Genomic DNA, 18,617 nt, shown 5'->3' on the forward strand with positions numbered 1-18,617 from the left:
CATCGCCCGTCAGAGGTGTGAAACCGCATCGATGACGCGTATAGTTTCGTCTTTGTTAATGATTCTGGACCCACCATGACCATTCAAAACATAATTTGTGATATTGACGGCGTGCTGATGCACGATAACGTCGCCGTTCCCGGCGCTGCCGAGTTTATCAAGCGCATCCTCGATAAAGGCATGCCGCTGGTGATGCTGACCAACTACCCGTCGCAAACCGGCCAGGATCTGGCGAACCGTTTCGCCACCGCCGGGATTGAAGTGCCGGATAGCGCCTTTTACACCTCGGCGATGGCGACGGCCGATTTTCTGCGCCGCCAGGAAGGCAAGAAAGCCTATGTGGTGGGTGAAGGGGCGCTGATCCACGAGTTGTATAAAGCCGGCTTTACCATTACCGATGTCAACCCGGATTTTGTCATCGTCGGGGAAACCCGCTCCTTTAACTGGGAGATGATGCATAAGGCGGCCTTCTTTGTCGCCAATGGCGCCCGCTTCATTGCCACCAACCCGGATACTCACGGTCGCGGCTTCTACCCGGCCTGCGGCGCCCTGTGCGCCGGGATCGAGAAGATCTCCGGCCGTAAGCCGTTTTACGTCGGTAAACCCAGCCCGTGGATCATCCGCTCAGCGCTGAACAAAATGCAGGCCCACTCCGAACAGACGGTGATCGTCGGCGACAATCTGCGCACCGACATTCTGGCCGGCTTCCAGGCGGGGCTGGAGACCATTCTGGTGCTCTCCGGCGTCTCGACCCTCGACGACATCGACAGCATGCCGTTCCGCCCGTCGTGGATCTACCCTTCCGTCGCGGAAATCGATATTTTCTAATGCCAGCCACGTCTCAGGACGTGGTTGTTCATTTCTGACGCCTGCTAAAAGCACCCCATCTAATAAAAACGGCTTGTAATTGCGTATTCTTCAATAAAGCCGTTCAAAAGATACTCTTTTTTTACTATTCAACAATCGCAGTTGCGTTTTTTCTTTTTCCGGCCGTAAAACCCTTGCGCCGGCTCCCCCTTTACGGCATTTTCTTAAGCACGCACTCAGGCTTCGCCACGAGACGAAGCCAGCACAACATCAAACACGACAGGGTAATGGAGAAGGCTATGTGTTCTATTTTTGGCGTACTGGATATTAAAACTGACGCAGGCGAGCTGCGTAAAAAGGCGCTGGAGCTTTCCCGCCTGATGCGCCATCGCGGTCCGGACTGGTCTGGCGTGTATGCCAGCGACAAAGCGATTCTGGCGCACGAGCGCCTGTCGATTGTCGACGTCAACGCCGGCGCCCAGCCGCTGTACAACGCCGAAAAAACCCATGCGCTGGCCGTTAACGGCGAAATCTACAACCATCAGGCGCTGCGCGCGGAATATGGCGATCGCTATCAGTTCCAGACCGGCTCCGACTGCGAAGTGATCCTCGCGCTGTATCAGGAAAAAGGCCCGGCGTTCCTCGACGACCTGCAGGGGATGTTCGCCTTCGCCCTGTACGACAGCGAAAAAGACGCGTACTTAATTGGTCGCGACCATATCGGCATTATTCCGCTGTATATGGGCCATGACGAACACGGCAACTTCTACGTCGCCTCAGAAATGAAAGCCCTGGTGCCGGTGTGCCGCACCATTAAAGAGTTCCCGGCGGGCAGCTACCTGTGGAGCAAAGACGGTGAAATTCGCCAGTACTATCAGCGCGACTGGTTCGATTACGACGCGGTAAAAGACAACGTTACCGATAAGAACGAGCTGCGCCAGGCGCTGGAAGAGTCGGTGAAAAGCCACCTGATGTCCGACGTGCCCTACGGCGTGCTGCTCTCCGGCGGCCTTGATTCTTCGGTCATCTCCGCCATCACCAAGAAATTCGCCGCCCGTCGCGTCGAAGATCAGGAGCGTAGCGAAGCCTGGTGGCCGCAGCTGCACTCCTTCGCGGTCGGTCTGGAAGGCTCTCCCGACCTGAAAGCGGCGCAGGAAGTGGCTAACCACCTCGGCACCGTGCACCATGAAATTCACTTTACCGTTCAGGAAGGGCTGGATGCGATCCGCGACGTTATCTATCACATCGAAACCTACGATGTGACCACCATTCGCGCTTCGACGCCGATGTACCTGATGTCGCGTAAAATAAAAGCCATGGGCATCAAAATGGTGCTTTCCGGCGAAGGCTCGGACGAAGTATTCGGCGGCTACCTCTACTTCCATAAGGCGCCGAACGCTAAAGAACTGCACGAAGAGACGGTGCGTAAGCTGCAGGCGCTGCATATGTTTGACTGCGCCCGCGCCAACAAAGCGATGTCCGCCTGGGGCGTGGAAGCCCGCGTGCCGTTCCTCGATAAGAAGTTCCTCGACGTGGCGATGCGCATCAACCCGCAGGATAAGATGTGCGGCAACGGCAAAATGGAAAAACATATCCTGCGCGAATGCTTTGAATCCTATCTGCCGGCCAGCGTGGCGTGGCGTCAGAAGGAGCAATTCTCTGACGGCGTCGGCTACAGCTGGATCGATACGCTGAAAGAAGTGGCTGCGAAACAGATCAGCGACCAGCAGCTGGAAACCGCAAGCTTCCGCTTCCCGTACAACACGCCGACCTCCAAAGAAGGCTATCTGTACCGCGAGATCTTCGAAGAGCTGTTCCCGCTGCCAAGCGCGGCGGAGTGTGTCCCTGGCGGTCCGTCGGTGGCCTGCTCTTCTGCCAAAGCCATTGAATGGGATGAAGCGTTCAAAACCATGAACGATCCGTCAGGCCGCGCGGTGGGCGTCCACCAGTCGGCCTATAAATAAGCCCTGACAGGCGATGAAACGCGAAACGGACCCTCCGGGGTCCGTTTTCTTTTTGCGGGATTTATACCGCTGAAAAACGATAAATAACCAATAATTGCCGATTATTGCAGCGAGCTGTTCGCAACCTAACCAAACAGTCACATTACAACGATTTTCCTTGAAAAAGAGGTTGACGCTCGCAGGCCCAATACGCATAATGCGCCCCGCAACGCCGATAAGGTTACGCGAAAAAAAGATGGCTACGTAGCTCAGCTGGTTAGAGCACATCACTCATAATGATGGGGTCACAGGTTCGAATCCCGTCGTAGCCACCATCTTTTTTTGCGGGAGTGGCGAAATTGGTAGACGCACCAGATTTAGGTTCTGGCGCCGCAAGGTGTGCGAGTTCAAGTCTCGCCTCCCGCACCATTCACCAGTCAGCGTTGTACGGATGGGGTATCGCCAAGCGGTAAGGCACCGGTTTTTGATACCGGCATTCCCTGGTTCGAATCCAGGTACCCCAGCCATATTTCTTCGATATTTGCGGTTCACCGCGACGGTATTGGGGTATCGCCAAGCGGTAAGGCACCGGTTTTTGATACCGGCATTCCCTGGTTCGAATCCAGGTACCCCAGCCATCGAAGAAACAGTAAGACAATTTGGCTACGTAGCTCAGCTGGTTAGAGCACATCACTCATAATGATGGGGTCACAGGTTCGAATCCCGTCGTAGCCACCATATTCGGGACGTATCGATACACATCGATAAATCCGCAAACAATTTGTTGGGGTATCGCCAAGCGGTAAGGCACCGGATTCTGATTCCGGCATTCCGAGGTTCGAATCCTCGTACCCCAGCCAAATTAAAAAGTCGTTCAGCAATGAACGCACTGTTGCGCTAAAACCGGGATAGTGACGGTTAAATGCAACAGACAATTGGGGTATCGCCAAGCGGTAAGGCACCGGATTCTGATTCCGGCATTCCGAGGTTCGAATCCTCGTACCCCAGCCACTTCAATGCAAAAAAGCCCACCTCGGTGGGCTTTTTTGTTATTGGCGTTTTGCCATCCTGGCGCAGCGCTGACTGCCGGGCAGGCGCTTTCCACGACGCCCCTGCCCGCGACGCCGGTTTACAAGCCTAACGCATACTTCAGCGCCTGACGCTTCAGCACCCCGGCGCGTTCGGCCGCCATCAGGCCAATATTGCGCAGCATCCGCACCGGCGCCAGGTCATTGCTGAATCCGGCGTAAAACAGATCCATCCCCGACTGCATAATAAAATTATCCGCCCGCCGCCGCCCCTGGTAGCGCTTGAGCACCGGCAGGCTGGCCCACTCTTCGCCGCGGCCGCGCGCTTGCGCCAGGACCTCCAGCAGGGCGTCGACATCACGATAGCCAAGGTTAACCCCCTGCCCCGCCAGCGGATGAATGGTGTGCGCCGCATCGCCCACCAGCGCCAGACCAGGCTGAACATACTGCAGCGCATGACGCCGGGTGAGCGGGAAGGCGCCGGCCGCCTGCGGCGTCACCCGCCCGAGACGCGCCGGGAAATGGCGGGCGATCTCCTGCTGGAGCTGGGGCATGGACATGCCCTGCAGCTGACGGATCCGCGCCGGGGCGTCATACCACACCAGCGAGGCCCAGTTGTCGAACAGCGGCAGGAAAGCGCGCGGTCCGCTGGGGGTAAACTGCTGCCAGGTGCTGTCGCCGGGATCGTCGGCGCATTGGACGCTAATGAGCATACAGGATTGCTGATATTGCCAGGCATGCACGCCGATGCCGGCCATCTCCCGCACCTGAGAGCTGGCGCCGTCGGCGCCGATAACCAGCCGGGCGTGGATCGTCTCCCCGTCGCGTAAACGCAACGCCGTCTCCGCCTCGCCGCGCTGCATCGTCTCCAGTTCGCCGCCAACGCGCAGGGTAACCCCTTCGTGCGCCGTCAGCGCTTGCCACAGGCCCCACTGCAGGACCTTGTTCTCGACCATATAGCCCAGCTCCGGCAGCTTAAGCTCGGCGGCGTCAAAGGCGACGTGGGCGCTCTCCCACTCCCAGGTCTCCAGTCGACGGTAAGCGTGGACGCGCATCGCCCGCACGGCATCCCAGACGCCAAGGCTTTTCAGCAGGCCGACCGAGGCCGCGCTGATCGCCGAGATCCGCACATCCGGGGCGGATGCCGGATCGAAAGCCGGAGGCGCCGTTTTCTCAAGCACCGTCACGGTAAATCCCTGTTGCGCCAGCCCCAACGCCAGGGCGCCGCCGACCATGCCGCCGCCCACGATGGCGACATCTGTTGCGTGAATTGTCATGGCTATTATCCTTAAAGCAGAATCCGTTAAGTTTACCGGATTTTTCGCCCTCTTGCGGTGATAACGCTCGCACTGGTCAGGGGGCGACCAAAGCATTACAATACGCGCCCTGGAATGCGAAATTCACCCTGTATATATCCCCGCGTTTTGGATATCTATTACTGAGCATGAGCAAGTCAATGACAAAAAAACTCCATATTAAAACCTGGGGCTGTCAGATGAACGAGTATGATTCATCAAAGATGGCCGATCTGCTGGATGCGACACATGGGTATCAACTGACCGAAGTGGCGGAAGAAGCAGATGTGCTGTTGCTCAATACCTGCTCAATTCGTGAGAAGGCCCAGGAAAAAGTTTTCCATCAGCTTGGCCGCTGGAAGCTGCTGAAAGAGAAGAACCCGGACCTGATTATTGGCGTTGGCGGCTGCGTGGCTTCCCAGGAAGGCGACCATATTCGTCAGCGCGCGCACTATGTCGATATTATTTTCGGGCCGCAAACCCTGCACCGCCTGCCGGAGATGATTAACTCCGTGCGCGGCAACCGCAGCCCGGTGGTTGATATCAGCTTCCCGGAAATTGAAAAATTCGATCGCCTGCCAGAACCGCGCGCCGAAGGCCCGACCGCCTTTGTCTCGATTATGGAAGGCTGCAACAAATACTGCACCTACTGCGTGGTGCCCTACACCCGCGGAGAAGAAGTCAGCCGCCCGTGCGACGATATCCTGTTTGAAATCGCCCAACTGGCGGCGCAGGGCGTGCGTGAAGTCAACCTGCTGGGCCAGAACGTGAACGCCTGGCGCGGCGAGAACTACGACGGCACTACCGGCAGCTTTGCCGATCTGCTGCGCCTGGTCGCCGCTATCGACGGCATCGACCGCATTCGCTTCACCACCAGCCACCCGATCGAATTTACCGACGATATCATCGATGTCTATCGCGATACGCCGGAGCTGGTGAGCTTCCTGCACCTGCCGGTGCAAAGCGGCTCCGACCGCGTGCTGAACCTGATGGGACGCACCCATACCGCGCTGGAGTATAAAGCGATTATTCGCAAGCTGCGTGAAGCGCGTCCGGATATTCAGATAAGCTCCGACTTTATCGTCGGCTTCCCCGGCGAAACTACGGAAGATTTCGAAAAGACAATGAAGCTTATCGCCGACGTCAATTTCGATATGAGCTACAGCTTTATCTTCTCCGCCCGTCCGGGCACCCCGGCGGCCGATATGGTAGACGACGTGCCGGATGCTGATAAGAAACAGCGTCTGTATATTCTGCAGGAGCGCATCAACCAACAGGCGATGGCCTGGAGCCGTCGCATGCTCGGCACGGTACAGCGCATCCTGGTGGAAGGCACGTCGCGCAAGAACATCATGGAGCTTTCCGGACGTACGGAGAACAACCGGGTGGTCAACTTTGAAGGCACCCCGGACCTCGTCGGCAAGTTTGTGGATGTCGAAATTGTCGATGTTTACACCAACTCGCTGCGCGGCAAAATCGTGCGCACCGAAGCGGAGATGGGTCTGCGTATCGCTGAATCACCTGAATCAGTGATTGCCCGCACCCGTAAAGAGAACGATCTTGGCGTGGGTATCTATCAGCCGTGATCCCTTCAGGCCTGTCGGTTCCGGCAGGCCTTGTAATTCCTCTCTCCGTCCCTATATCTACAGCAACGCTTGCGCCATTCTCCTGTGACGTAAATAATTTCCTGATTAGCCGGCCACGCGCCGCGTCCGGCCACCTGCGTAAAGAGGAACAGTTTGAACATAGACACTCGTGAAATTACCCTGGAGCCAGCGGATAACGCACGCCTGTTAGCCCTGTGCGGCCCGTTTGACGACAACATCAAACAGCTGGAACGTCGGTTAGGCATTGAGATCAACCGCCGTGACAATCACTTTAAACTGACCGGACGCGCCCTTTGCGTGCACGCCGCCGCCGATATTCTGCGCAGCCTGTATGTCGACACGGCGCCGATGCGCGGTCAGATTCAGGATATTGAACCAGAGCAGATCCATCTGGCGATCAAAGAGGCGCGCGTGCTGGAGCAGAGCGCCGAGAGCGTGCCGGAGTACGGAAAAGCCGTCAATATCAAGACCAAGCGCGGGGTGATCAAACCGCGTACGCCGAACCAGGCGCAGTACATCGCCAATATCCTCGATCACGACATCACCTTCGGCGTGGGTCCGGCAGGTACCGGGAAAACCTATCTGGCGGTGGCGGCGGCGGTCGATGCGCTGGAGCGCCAGGAGATCCGCCGCATTCTGCTGACCCGTCCGGCCGTCGAGGCGGGCGAAAAGCTCGGCTTCCTGCCCGGCGATCTGAGCCAGAAGGTCGACCCGTATCTGCGCCCGCTGTACGACGCGCTGTTCGAGATGCTCGGCTTTGAGAAGGTGGAAAAGCTGATTGAGCGTAACGTCATCGAAGTGGCTCCGTTGGCCTATATGCGCGGACGGACGCTGAATGACGCCTTTATCATTCTTGATGAAAGCCAGAACACCACCATCGAGCAGATGAAGATGTTCCTGACCCGCATCGGCTTTAACTCCAAGGCGGTGATCACCGGCGACATCACGCAGATTGACCTGCCGCGCAGCACCAAATCCGGTCTGCGCCACGCCATCGAAGTGCTGGCGGAAGTCGATGAGATCAGCTTTAACTTCTTCCATAGCGAAGACGTGGTCCGCCATCCGGTGGTCGCCCGCATCGTGAACGCCTATGAGGCATGGGAAGCCGCAGACCAGAAACGTAAAGCAGAACTGGCCGCCGAGCGCAAACGCGAAGCCCAGGAACAGGAGCAAAAATGAGTCAGGTGATCCTCGATTTACAGCTGGCCTGCGAAGAGACCAGCGGCCTGCCGGACGAAGCCCTTTTTCAACGCTGGGTCGACGCCGTCATTCCGCCGTTTCAGGAGGAGTCAGAGTTAACGATTCGTCTGGTCGACGTTGCAGAAAGCCATGAGCTGAACCTGACCTATCGCGGCAAGGATAAACCGACCAATGTCCTCTCTTTCCCGTTTGAAGCGCCGCCGGGGATTGAAATGCCGCTGCTCGGCGATCTGATCATTTGCCGTCAGGTGGTGGAGCAGGAAGCCAGCGAGCAAGGGAAGCCGCTGGAGGCGCACTGGGCGCATATGGTGGTTCACGGCAGCCTCCATCTGCTGGGCTACGATCACATCGAAGATGACGAAGCGGAAGAGATGGAAGCCCTCGAAACAGAGATAATGCTTGCTCTGGGCTATGAGGACCCGTACATTTCCGAGAAGATTGCTGAATAGCCCCCTGCCGGATGGCGGCGCTTGCGTCTCATCCGGCCGCTGTTCATGCATTTTACCCGCCTGAACCTCAGGCAACCCATGCCGTCCGGCGCTGAGTGTACGCGCGACGAGCGACATTAAATCAACATGAGAACCCAAACGACGCCATGAGCGACGACAATTCACACAGTAGTGACACAGTAAACAGCAAAAAGGGATTTTTCTCCCTGTTACTCAGCCAGCTCTTTCACGGGGAACCGAAAAACCGCGATGAACTGCTGGCGCTGATCCGTGATTCCGGGCAGAACGACCTTATCGATGAAGATACCCGTGACATGCTCGAAGGGGTAATGGATATCGCCGACCAGCGGGTCCGCGACATTATGATCCCCCGTTCACAAATGATTACCCTGAAACGCAATCAGACGCTGGACGAGTGCCTTGATGTCATCATCGAATCCGCCCACTCGCGCTTCCCGGTCATCAGTGAAGATAAAGATCACATCGAAGGGATTCTGATGGCCAAGGATCTGCTGCCGTTTATGCGCAGCGATGCCGAAGCTTTCAGCATGGAAAAAGTGTTACGGCCGGCGGTTGTCGTTCCGGAAAGCAAGCGGGTCGACCGCATGCTGAAAGAGTTTCGCTCACAGCGCTACCATATGGCGATCGTTATTGACGAATTCGGCGGCGTCTCCGGTCTGGTGACCATCGAGGATATCCTTGAGCTCATCGTCGGGGAAATTGAAGACGAATACGACGAAGAAGAAGATATCGATTTCCGCCAGCTGAGCCGCCATACCTGGACGGTGCGCGCTCTGGCCTCCATCGAAGACTTCAATGACGCCTTCGATACGCACTTCAGCGATGAAGAAGTGGATACCATTGGCGGACTGGTAATGCAGGCCTTTGGCCACCTGCCGGCTCGCGGCGAATCTATCGACATTGATGGTTACCAATTCAAGGTAGCAATGGCAGATAGTCGTCGTATCATTCAGGTGCATGTTAAGCTGCCGGATGACGCTCCCCAGCCGAAGCTGGAAGAGTAAGCGGCGGCGCTGAAGGTCACGGCCAGCCGGGAGACAGACCGTGGGCGATCCCCGGTTGTCCCCTCCCCCGGCTGGCAAACAGCATAGCCTGTGGCAACAGGCGTTAATTAACGGGACGATTAGCCTAAATGGTATTTGCCTCTCTTCTTGAACGTCAGCGCGTACGTCTGCTGCTGGCGCTGCTATTCGGAGCCAGCGGAACGCTGGCTTTTTCACCTTATGACTTCTGGCCCGCGGCGATTATTTCGCTGGTCGGTCTGCAGGCGTTAACCCTCAACCGCCGCCCGCTGCAAAGCGCCGGCATCGGCTATTTCTGGGGTCTCGGCCTGTTCGGCACGGGTATCAACTGGGTCTATGTCAGTATCGCGCAGTTTGGCGGTATGCCGGGCCCGGTTAACGTCTTCCTCGTCGTGCTGCTGGCGGCCTATCTCTCGCTCTACACCGGCCTGTTTGCCGGCCTGCTCGCCCGTCTGTGGCCCAAAACCAGCTGGCTGCGGGTGGCGATCGCCGCTCCCGTCGTCTGGCAGATCACCGAGTTCCTGCGCGGCTGGGTGCTGACCGGTTTTCCGTGGCTGCAGTTCGGCTACAGCCAGATTGACGGCCCGCTGAAAGGCCTGGCGCCGGTGATGGGCGTCGAGGCGATCAACTTCCTGCTGATGATGGTTAGCGGCCTGCTGGCCCTGGCCCTCGTACAGCGCAACGGGAAGCCGCTGGTCATTGCCGCGCTGCTGTTCGCCCTGCCGTTCCCGCTGCGCTATATCCAGTGGTATCAGCTGCTGCCGGCGCGTGCGACGCAGGTCTCGCTGGTGCAAGGCGATATCCCGCAGGCCATGAAGTGGGACGAGAAGCAGCTGGTTAACACTCTGAAAACCTATCTGGCGCTGACCCAGCCGCATATCGGCCACTCGCAGCTGATTATCTGGCCCGAATCGGCGATCCCGGATCTCGAGATCAACCAGCAGCAGTTCCTCAGCATGATGGACGATCTGCTGCGCGCAAAAGACAGCTCACTGATCACCGGCATCGTCGACGCGCGTCTCAATAAGCAGAACCGCTACGACACCTACAACACCATCATTACCCTCGGCAAAGATAACCCGTACCGCTACGACTCGACCAACCGCTACAACAAGAACCATCTGGTGCCGTTCGGCGAGTTTGTACCGCTGGAGTCGATTCTGCGTCCGCTGGCGCCATTCTTCGACCTGCCGATGTCCTCCTTCAGCCGCGGTCCCTACGTGCAGCCGCAGCTGATGGCGCATAACCTCAAGCTGACCGCGGCCATCTGCTACGAGATCATCCTCGGGGAACAGGTGCGGGATAACTTCCGTCCGGACACCGACTTCCTGCTGACCATCTCCAACGACGCCTGGTTCGGCAAGTCCATCGGCCCGTGGCAACACTTCCAGATGGCGCGGATGCGCGCCCTGGAGCTGGCCCGCCCGCTGCTGCGCAGCACCAACAACGGCATTACCGCCGTCATCGGCCCGCGCGGCGAGATTCAGAAGATGATCCCGCAGTTTACCCGCGAGGTGTTGACCACCACCGTGACGCCCACCAGCGGCTTGACCCCTTACGCCCGCACTGGCAACTGGCCGCTGTGGGCGCTGACGGCGCTGCTCGGCTTCGGCGCGCTGCTGATGAGCCTGCGTCAGCGTCGCCGATAAATGCTCTGCCGGCGACGCCCGTCGTCGGCTTTTTTTCTTCCCGTCACTTGCCACCCTGGCACAGTCATTGCTTTATTTAATCGGGTAGCGCCGTCCTCTGGCCCAGTGCAACCGGGTTGCACCATAAACGATCGGCGGTCGCGCTATTTTGGTGCAATGGAAGATATTTGCCTCCGATTGGTGCGGAGCGCTTCGCAAAAATAAACAATAAAACAGCAAAATCTTTACATTAAGCCAAACTAAATGCTAACAAACACATACAAATGCGGCACGTGGATGCGTGCCCCCAATAACAACACACACAATCACAATGGGTATCAATAGCGTCGGTGACGCTGCGGATAAGGAGTTGGATATGCAATTACGTAAACTGGCCACGGCAATGCTGGTAATGGGAATGACCGCTGGTCTGGCGCAGGCGGAAGATGCTGCCCCGGCGGCTGGCCAGAGCACTCTGGATAAAATCGCGAAAAACGGCGTTATCGTTGTCGGCCATCGCGAATCTTCCGTCCCTTTCTCTTACTACGATAACCAACAGAAGGTTGTGGGTTACTCTCAGGACTACTCCAACGCCATCGTCGATGCCATCAAGAAAAAACTGAACAAACCCGATCTGCAGGTCAAACTGATCCCGGTTACCTCGCAGAATCGTATCCCGCTGCTGCAGAATGGCACCTTTGATTTCGAGTGCGGCTCAACCACCAACAACCTCGAGCGCCAGAAACAGGCGGCCTTCTCCGATACTATCTTCGTCGTCGGCACTCGTCTGCTGGTGAAGAAAGGCGGCCCGATCAAAGATTTCCCGGACCTGAAGGATAAGGCGGTCGTCGTCACCTCCGGGACCACCTCAGAGATCCTGCTGCATAAGCTGAACGATGAGAAAAAAATGAATATGCGCATCATCAGCGCCAAAGATCATGGCGACTCTTTCCGCACCCTGGAGAGCGGACGCGCGGTGGCCTTTATGATGGATGACGCTCTGCTGGCCGGCGAACGCGCCAAGGCGAAGAAACCGGATAACTGGGAAATCGTCGGCACCGCGCAGTCGAAAGAAGCCTATGGCTGCATGCTGCGTAAGGACGATCCGGCCTTCAAGGCGCTGGTCGATGAAACCGTTGCCCAGGCCCAGACCTCTGGCGAAGCGGCGAAGTGGTTCGATAAATGGTTCAAAAACCCGATTCCGCCAAAAAATCTTAACCTGAACTTCGAGCTGTCGGACGACATGAAAGCGCTGTTCAAATCACCTAATGACAAAGCACTGAACTAATTATAACAACCAGGGGCGGGATATCCTGCCCTCCCGATGGTTGTCACAGCACGGACAGACTATACGGCGGCTGGTCGTTCCCCAGCCGCCGCGAATACCGAAACAAGCTGGACAACCGTCTTCGAGGGTAGCAATGGCTACCCTTTTTTTTCCAGGAGTCATGTATGTCAATAGACTGGAACTGGGGGATATTCCTGCAACAGGCCCCCTTCGGCAACACTACCTACCTGGGCTGGCTGTGGAGCGGTTTTCAGATCACCGTCGCCCTCTCCATCTCGGCCTGGATCATCGCTTTTCTCGTCGGCTCGCTGTTCGGTATTTTACGCACGGTGCCCAATCGTCTGCTCTCAGGGATTGGCACCTGCTATGTCGAACTGTTTCGCAACGTGCCGCTGATCGTGCAGTTCTTTACCTGGTACCTGGTGGTGCCGGAATTCCTGCCGGAAAATATCGGCATGTGGTTTAAGTCGGAGCTGGACCCAAACATTCAGTTCTTTGTCTCCTCCATGCTGTGCCTGGGGCTGTTTACCGCCGCTCGCGTCTGCGAGCAGGTACGCGCCGCTATCCAGTCGCTGCCGCGCGGGCAAAAGAACGCCGGTCTGGCGATGGGGTTGACCCTGCCGCAAACCTATCGCTACGTGCTGCTGCCGAACGCCTATCGCGTTATCGTGCCGCCGATGACCTCGGAGATGATGAACCTGGTGAAAAACTCGGCCATCGCCTCCACCATCGGTCTGGCCGATATGGCCGCGCAGGCGGGCAAACTGCTGGACTACTCCGCTCATGCCTGGGAGTCTTTTACCGCCATCACCCTGGCCTATGTTTTCATTAACGCGGTGATTATGCTGATTATGTATGTGGTCGAGCGTAAGGTTCGCCTGCCTGGCAATATGGGAGGCAAATAATGTACGATTTTGACTGGAGTTCGATCGTTCCCTCCATGCCCTACCTGCTGGCGGGGCTGGTGATCACCCTGAAGATCACAGTGATCGCCATCGTGGTCGGTATCGTCTGGGGCACCCTGCTGGCAGTAATGCGCCTGTCCAGCTTTCTGCCGCTGGCCTGGTTTGCTAAATCCTACGTTAACGTGTTCCGTTCCATCCCGCTGGTGATGGTTCTGCTGTGGTTCTACCTGATTGTCCCGGGCTTCCTGCAGAACGTGTTGGGACTGTCGCCGAAAACGGATATTCGCCTGATTTCGGCGATGGTGGCGTTTTCGATGTTCGAAGCCGCCTACTACTCGGAGATTATCCGCGCCGGCATCCAGAGCATCTCCCGCGGCCAGTCGAGCGCCGCGCTGGCGCTGGGAATGACCCACTGGCAGTCGATGCGGCTGGTGATCCTGCCGCAGGCCTTCCGCGCCATGGTGCCGCTGCTGTTAACCCAGGGGATCGTCCTCTTCCAGGATACCTCGCTGGTGTATGTATTGAGCCTCGCCGACTTCTTCCGTACCGCCTCGACGATTGGCGAGCGTGACGGGACCCAGGTTGAAATGATCCTGTTCGCGGGCGGCGTCTATTTTGTGATTAGCCTCAGCGCCTCGCTGTTGGTCAGCTGGTTGAAGAAAAGGACTGTGTAATGATTACCCTGAAAAATGTTTCAAAATGGTATGGTCACTTTCAGGTGCTGACCGATTGCTCCACGGAAGTGAAAAAAGGCGAAGTCGTGGTGGTCTGCGGGCCGTCAGGCTCCGGTAAATCCACACTGATTAAAACCGTGAACGGCCTTGAGCCGGTGCAGCAGGGGCAGATTATCGTCGATGGCACCGTGGTTAACGATAAAAAGACCAATCTTGCCAAACTGCGCTCGCACGTCGGAATGGTGTTTCAGCATTTTGAACTGTTCCCGCACCTGTCGATTATCGACAACCTGACGCTGGCGCAGATTAAGGTGCTCAATCGTGACAAAGCGTCATCGCGCAAGAAGGGTCTCAAGCTGCTGGAGCGCGTGGGCCTGGCGGCGCATGCGGAAAAATATCCGGCGCAGCTCTCCGGCGGCCAGCAGCAGCGCGTGGCCATCGCCCGTGCGCTGTGCATGGACCCGATCGCCATGCTGTTTGATGAACCTACATCCGCGCTCGACCCGGAGATGATCAACGAGGTACTGGACGTCATGGTGGAACTGGCCAACGAAGGGATGACCATGATGGTGGTTACCCACGAAATGGGCTTCGCCCGCAAGGTGGCCAACCGGGTGATCTTTATGGATGAAGGAAAGATTGTCGAAGACGCCGATAAAGAAGCGTTCTTCGCTAACCCACAATCCGATCGCGCCAAAGACTTCCTCGCCAAAATTCTGCACTAACTTCTGCGGCGCGTACGATATCACCGTGCGCGCCTGTCAGCCCCTCCCCTTTTCAATCGCTTCATCTCAAAGCGACAGCTTCACAACGTGAAGTAAAAATTTCACAAAGAATTCAGGGGCCGTAGAATAGATTAACCGCCACGTCATCGTTAGCATACGGCATCTTGTAATAATCCCCGTGAGTTTAAATTTCTTGAAAATAATATTTCAATTGACTTGCTATACGTCGCGCAGGCTATTTCATGCCGCGCACAACCATTAATTATAATCTTACTCACTGAAACAAACGGATATTGCTTCATGCGGACTAACACTAACAGACTGGCCATTATTTTGTGTTTAAATTTGCTCACCTGCTTTACCGCCTGGGCGGGTATTGAGGCCGCAACGGTAAACCAGGTTGAACAGGATAAAGCCCGTGAAAGCGCATTAATGCCCCATCAGCAGCAATACCAATCTTCTCGTACCCATACGAAAAAGCAAACCTTGATATTTCCCGAAGAAGCGACCTGTCGGTATATCACGAAAGTTGATATTACCTCCGAGGACAACGCAAAAACCACCGCCCTCCTCGGGAAGATCGCAGCCCAGGCGCCCGGCCATTGCCTCGGAATAGAAGGGATTCGCCTGCTGACGAACGCCTTACAAAATGAACTGATAACGCAAGGGTATATTACTTCCCTGATCGATATCCCTTCTCAGTCACTAGAAGGGGGCATTCTCAAAATAACGCTGACTTATGGCAAAACGGGGCATATTGATTTTGCGCCGAATAGTGCCGTGACGAACCTGTGGACCTCCATGCCCACCCATACCGGTAAAATCCTGCGCCTCAGCGATCTTGAACAAGGGATGGCTAACCTGCAGCGGCTGCCTGGCGCCAGCGCCCATATGAAGCTGCGGCCCGGGGAACACATTGGCGAAAGTGATATTGAAATCGCCCGGGTAATGGATAAACAGTGGCAGGTTGGCGCCTGGCTTGATGACGCAGGCAGCCGCGCCAGCGGTCGCTATCAGGGCGGCGGCGCGCTATACCTTTACGATTTATCTTCATTGAACGATATTCTGTCCATCTCGGCAGGCGGCGACGTTGAATTCAACCAGCACAACGACGGCAACCAAAACGGCAATCTTTACTACTCCGTGCCTTTTGGTTACTGGTCATTGAGCCTGTACGGCTCCTACAGCCAGTACCGCCAGCTGTTTAACGGAAGATGGTCAAGCATCGACTATAAAAGTAAAAACCGTTATTACAGCGCGACCCTTAGCCGCCTGCTTTCGCATACCCGACAACAAAAAACGACCGCAGATCTGCGCATAGCAAAGAGCAGTTCGCACTACTTTTTTGGCGGCGATGAGCTGCATGTAATGCGTAAACAAAATCCTGTCTGGGAATTTACCCTGCGCCACCAGCGCTATTTTAACAATAAAATTGTCGACGCCAGCGTAGGTATTCAGCGCAGCCTGCCGTGGCTCAGCTCCGTGCCTACGCCGGAGGAAAAAGCCGGTTTATATAGCCGCCATTCGCGCATCGTTCACGCCGATATACAGGCCTTAATGCAGTTTGCCGCAACCGGCGATAAGTTTAGCTGGATGCCGCGTTTCCATGCCCAGTTCAGCCCGGATAGATTATCTTCGGACAACCAGTTTAATATCGGCAATCGCTGGACGGTTCGCGGCTTTGACGGTGAAAATACGCACTCGGCCAATCAAGGCTGGTACTGGCGCAATGATTTTAGCTGGAATATTCCCACCCCCGACCGGCAGGTATATCTTGGTCTTGACTTCGGCCGGATCATTGGTAGCGAGCGCACCAGGCAAGGAAAAAGTCTTTCTGGCGCAGTCGGCGGCGTCCGCGGAGAAATAGCGTCTACGCAATATGACTTTTTTATCGGCACGCCCATCAGTAAACCTGACGACTTTCATAGCGATGCCATGAATATGGGCTTTTCATTACAGTGGAGGTATTAGTTTTCATCAGCACATTACTGCAATTTACTGATTCATTTTTTACTATTTAAAGGAATAAATTACATGTTTAAATTCAAGGTTTCATATGTTGCGCTGGCTGCAGCGCTAAGTTCATCCGTTGTATATGCCGATCCGTCAAGCTATACGCATAGATCAGGGGCAAATGTTATTGATATCGAAGCGCCTAATGCCGCTGGCGTCTCGCATAACTTATATCGCGAATTCAACGTCGGCCCTAACGGCACTATTTTAAACAACAGCGCCAGCGACGTGAACCACAGCACTCACGGTAATATTGCTAAGAATAATAATCTGACCAACGGCAGCGCTTCCGTTATTTTAAATGAAGTCACCTCCAATAAAATGAGTAATCTGCAGGGCTTTATCGAAGTTAACGGACAAAAAGCCGATGTCGTTATCGCCAACCCTAACGGCATCACCTGCTCCGGGTGCAGTTTTATCAACACCAACAATGCAATACTTACCACAGGCCAGGTCAACCTGAGCGACACAGGCGCAATTGAGAGCTATACGGTCACGCAAGGGAAAATCACCATCGGTGATAAAGGTATGAACGCATCCACTAACTATGCCGCCCTGCTTGCGGATGCCATTGCGATTGACGGCAGCGTAACTGCCTCCAATGCTATATTAGGTGCGGGTAACTTCACATTTGACAATAAGACCGGGAAAATAGCTACCCTTGGGAAAACAGCAACGGTTATGCAGATGATCTTTCCAGAATACAGCATTGATATCAGCAACCTGGGCGGTATCAAGGCCAATAGTATTAGCATGGTGGGTAATACCTTAGGTCTTGGAGTGCGTAATAAAGGCACTATTACCTCAAATGCCGCGCTCGCCATGACCAGCTATGGTTCTCTGGTTAATGAAGGGACCATTAACGGGAACGGTCTTATGACAAACATGGTTTCAGCATTGAGTATGAAAAATACGGGTACGATTAATAGTACCGCTTACGCTACACAACTCAGCAGCATGGATGCCCTGACCAATGAAGGAACTATTTCCAGCAGCCAGGTGCTAGCGATTAGCTCAACGGGTAACCTCGTTAATACAGGCAACATTAGCGGAACTAAAGCATTATCCGTAGCCAGCAATGGCAATATCACTACCCGCAATGGCTCAAATATCCGATCCGATGGCCAATTAGCTGTGTCTGCCGTGAATATCGACAACGGCGGTTCGATCCGTGGCAATATTACGAATGTGGCCTTCAGCGGCGATAGACTTAAAGTCACTGGTGAGATCCAGGGCAATTCAACTCTGACCGTGCAATCTATAAAGGATGATAAAGTCAATTCGGGATTAATATATAACACTGGACGTATTTCCGGTAATGATGTAACGATTACCACTAACGGAAATCTGGATCAGGAAGGTGATATTATTGGTCAAAACTCGTTGTCTATTAAAAGTGATGTGATAGACAATGTTTATTATATTTATGGGAAGTCATTAAATATAGAGAGTAATTACCTTCGCAACAGAGCAACAATTGATGGGGATACTTCAAACATCACCGCAGTCAACGGCATTCTTAATGAAGGCCAACTTTCTGCAAACGGCGATATGACGCTGTATACCCAAACAAATGCTGACATCACTAACTACAATACTATTAAAGCTAATGGCACCCTGACGATGAGCACCAGGAATGTCAAAAATGGCGGCTACCGCTGCGGCTTTTTCTATATGTCAACCTGCGGTAAAGGTTCTATTTCCGCTAACAAACTGGTCCTCAATTCTTATCATAACTACGCCTCTGACATGGGCGGGCAACAGCAGTATAAATATGCTGAAATAAATACTATTCGTTAAACATAAGCGATGCGCTGGTGACAGCGCATCGCCAATGATTAACCACAACTGACAACGCCTTGCATCAGGCGGAGCCCCCCCACCTTTAGCAAGCGATCGCCAGCATCTTATTGCAAATTAATTTGCCCAAGAGAATATGCCATGATACCTGCGATGTGCTGCATGTCATGCTCCAGGATAACTCGTAACCTAGTGAAAAAAGAATAAGTATC

Annotated in this window: 14 protein-coding genes and 7 tRNA genes; 20 read left to right on the forward strand and 1 reads right to left on the reverse strand. The window is 55.1% G+C overall.

From position 1 onward, the window contains the following. The first annotated feature begins 75 nt into the window (after window positions 1-75). The 9 genes from L2I46_RS13710 to L2I46_RS13750 all read left to right on the forward strand — a co-directional run bounded on the left by L2I46_RS13710 (window position 76) and on the right by L2I46_RS13750 (window position 3,761). Window positions 76-828 (forward strand): HAD-IIA family hydrolase, encoded by a 753-nt coding sequence (locus L2I46_RS13710; protein WP_023288846.1) that lies wholly within the window; start codon window positions 76-78, stop codon window positions 826-828. A 278-nt stretch (window positions 829-1,106) separates the two neighbouring features. Beyond that, on the forward strand, window positions 1,107-2,771 hold the full coding sequence (gene asnB / locus L2I46_RS13715) for an asparagine synthase B (RefSeq protein WP_032455135.1): 1,665 nt from the start codon (window positions 1,107-1,109) through the stop codon (window positions 2,769-2,771). 237 nt (window positions 2,772-3,008) lie between these two features. Next, window positions 3,009-3,085 (forward strand) — tRNA-Met (locus tag L2I46_RS13720). A gap of 9 nt (window positions 3,086-3,094) precedes the next feature. After that, a tRNA-Leu gene (locus L2I46_RS13725) sits at window positions 3,095-3,179 on the forward strand. Window positions 3,180-3,202: 23 nt separating this feature from the next. After that, window positions 3,203-3,277: transfer RNA gene (locus L2I46_RS13730), tRNA-Gln, on the forward strand. 36 nt (window positions 3,278-3,313) lie between these two features. Next, a tRNA-Gln gene (locus tag L2I46_RS13735) sits at window positions 3,314-3,388 on the forward strand. Between the two features lie 23 nt (window positions 3,389-3,411). Continuing rightward, window positions 3,412-3,488: transfer RNA gene (locus tag L2I46_RS13740), tRNA-Met, on the forward strand. 47 nt (window positions 3,489-3,535) lie between these two features. After that, a tRNA-Gln gene (locus L2I46_RS13745) sits at window positions 3,536-3,610 on the forward strand. Window positions 3,611-3,686: 76 nt separating this feature from the next. Continuing rightward, window positions 3,687-3,761: transfer RNA gene (locus L2I46_RS13750), tRNA-Gln, on the forward strand. Window positions 3,762-3,879: 118 nt separating this feature from the next. Here the strand turns inward: L2I46_RS13750 and ubiF are convergent. Next, a complete protein-coding gene (ubiF, locus tag L2I46_RS13755) occupies window positions 3,880-5,055 on the reverse strand; it encodes a 3-demethoxyubiquinol 3-hydroxylase (protein ID WP_101861814.1) in 1,176 nt (391 codons plus the stop codon). Between the two features lie 179 nt (window positions 5,056-5,234). Here ubiF and miaB point away from each other — a divergent pair, with 179 nt between their 5' ends. From miaB to L2I46_RS13810, 11 genes are all read left to right on the forward strand, one after another. Next, window positions 5,235-6,659 (forward strand): tRNA (N6-isopentenyl adenosine(37)-C2)-methylthiotransferase MiaB, encoded by a 1,425-nt coding sequence (gene miaB, locus L2I46_RS13760; protein WP_004885906.1) that lies wholly within the window; start codon window positions 5,235-5,237, stop codon window positions 6,657-6,659. A gap of 153 nt (window positions 6,660-6,812) precedes the next feature. After that, the gene (locus tag L2I46_RS13765; protein WP_004176871.1) at window positions 6,813-7,859 is read left to right on the forward strand and encodes a PhoH family protein; all 1,047 of its coding nucleotides are present in this window, start codon (window positions 6,813-6,815) and stop codon (window positions 7,857-7,859) included. Next, window positions 7,856-8,329 carry an rRNA maturation RNase YbeY gene (gene ybeY / locus L2I46_RS13770; RefSeq protein ID WP_023288844.1) on the forward strand — a complete coding sequence of 158 codons (474 nt, stop codon included), beginning with the start codon at window positions 7,856-7,858 and terminating at the stop codon, window positions 8,327-8,329. The genes L2I46_RS13765 and ybeY overlap by 4 nt, the downstream gene beginning before the upstream one ends. 146 nt (window positions 8,330-8,475) lie before the next feature. Then, window positions 8,476-9,354, forward strand: coding sequence for a CNNM family magnesium/cobalt transport protein CorC (gene corC / locus L2I46_RS13775; RefSeq protein WP_004197606.1), 879 nt, complete (start codon window positions 8,476-8,478; stop codon window positions 9,352-9,354). Window positions 9,355-9,482: 128 nt separating this feature from the next. Next, window positions 9,483-11,021 (forward strand): apolipoprotein N-acyltransferase, encoded by a 1,539-nt coding sequence (gene lnt / locus L2I46_RS13780; protein WP_065804702.1) that lies wholly within the window; start codon window positions 9,483-9,485, stop codon window positions 11,019-11,021. 355 nt (window positions 11,022-11,376) lie between these two features. Further along, a complete protein-coding gene (locus L2I46_RS13785) occupies window positions 11,377-12,288 on the forward strand; it encodes an amino acid ABC transporter substrate-binding protein (protein WP_023288842.1) in 912 nt (303 codons plus the stop codon). A 164-nt stretch (window positions 12,289-12,452) separates the two neighbouring features. Continuing rightward, a complete protein-coding gene (locus tag L2I46_RS13790; RefSeq protein ID WP_032455129.1) occupies window positions 12,453-13,193 on the forward strand; it encodes an amino acid ABC transporter permease in 741 nt (246 codons plus the stop codon). Beyond that, the gene (gene gltK / locus L2I46_RS13795; RefSeq protein WP_002894707.1) at window positions 13,193-13,867 is read left to right on the forward strand and encodes a glutamate/aspartate ABC transporter permease GltK; all 675 of its coding nucleotides are present in this window, start codon (window positions 13,193-13,195) and stop codon (window positions 13,865-13,867) included. Before L2I46_RS13790 ends, gltK begins: the two co-directional genes overlap by 1 nt. Further along, entirely contained in the window at window positions 13,867-14,592 is a 726-nt protein-coding gene (locus L2I46_RS13800) for an amino acid ABC transporter ATP-binding protein (protein ID WP_032455128.1), read from the forward strand. Before gltK ends, L2I46_RS13800 begins: the two co-directional genes overlap by 1 nt. A 300-nt stretch (window positions 14,593-14,892) precedes the next feature. Then, entirely contained in the window at window positions 14,893-16,563 is a 1,671-nt protein-coding gene (locus L2I46_RS13805; protein ID WP_236947946.1) for a ShlB/FhaC/HecB family hemolysin secretion/activation protein, read from the forward strand. 63 nt (window positions 16,564-16,626) lie between these two features. After that, entirely contained in the window at window positions 16,627-18,405 is a 1,779-nt protein-coding gene (locus tag L2I46_RS13810) for a filamentous hemagglutinin N-terminal domain-containing protein (protein WP_236947947.1), read from the forward strand. Window positions 18,406-18,617 lie beyond the last annotated feature (212 nt).

The organism is Klebsiella sp. 2019SCSN059 (assembly GCF_021739525.1).
In the GTDB taxonomy this organism is placed as follows: Bacteria; Pseudomonadota; Gammaproteobacteria; order Enterobacterales; family Enterobacteriaceae; genus Klebsiella; species Klebsiella quasipneumoniae.

What these genes read in the sequence shown, in the direction of transcription:
- L2I46_RS13710 (WP_023288846.1), top strand. Translation starts at nt 76, where the DNA reads ATGACCATTCAAAACATAATTTGTGATATTGACGGCGTGCTGATGCAC.
- asnB (WP_032455135.1), top strand. Translation starts at nt 1,107, where the DNA reads ATGTGTTCTATTTTTGGCGTACTGGATATTAAAACTGACGCAGGCGAG.
- ubiF (WP_101861814.1), bottom strand. Translation starts at nt 5,055, where the DNA reads ATGACAATTCACGCAACAGATGTCGCCATCGTGGGCGGCGGCATGGTC.
- miaB (WP_004885906.1), top strand. Translation starts at nt 5,235, where the DNA reads ATGACAAAAAAACTCCATATTAAAACCTGGGGCTGTCAGATGAACGAG.
- ybeY (WP_023288844.1), top strand. Translation starts at nt 7,856, where the DNA reads ATGAGTCAGGTGATCCTCGATTTACAGCTGGCCTGCGAAGAGACCAGC.
- corC (WP_004197606.1), top strand. Translation starts at nt 8,476, where the DNA reads ATGAGCGACGACAATTCACACAGTAGTGACACAGTAAACAGCAAAAAG.
- lnt (WP_065804702.1), top strand. Translation starts at nt 9,483, where the DNA reads ATGGTATTTGCCTCTCTTCTTGAACGTCAGCGCGTACGTCTGCTGCTG.
- L2I46_RS13785 (WP_023288842.1), top strand. Translation starts at nt 11,377, where the DNA reads ATGCAATTACGTAAACTGGCCACGGCAATGCTGGTAATGGGAATGACC.
- L2I46_RS13790 (WP_032455129.1), top strand. Translation starts at nt 12,453, where the DNA reads ATGTCAATAGACTGGAACTGGGGGATATTCCTGCAACAGGCCCCCTTC.
- gltK (WP_002894707.1), top strand. Translation starts at nt 13,193, where the DNA reads ATGTACGATTTTGACTGGAGTTCGATCGTTCCCTCCATGCCCTACCTG.
- L2I46_RS13800 (WP_032455128.1), top strand. Translation starts at nt 13,867, where the DNA reads ATGATTACCCTGAAAAATGTTTCAAAATGGTATGGTCACTTTCAGGTG.
- L2I46_RS13805 (WP_236947946.1), top strand. Translation starts at nt 14,893, where the DNA reads ATGCGGACTAACACTAACAGACTGGCCATTATTTTGTGTTTAAATTTG.
- L2I46_RS13810 (WP_236947947.1), top strand. Translation starts at nt 16,627, where the DNA reads ATGTTTAAATTCAAGGTTTCATATGTTGCGCTGGCTGCAGCGCTAAGT.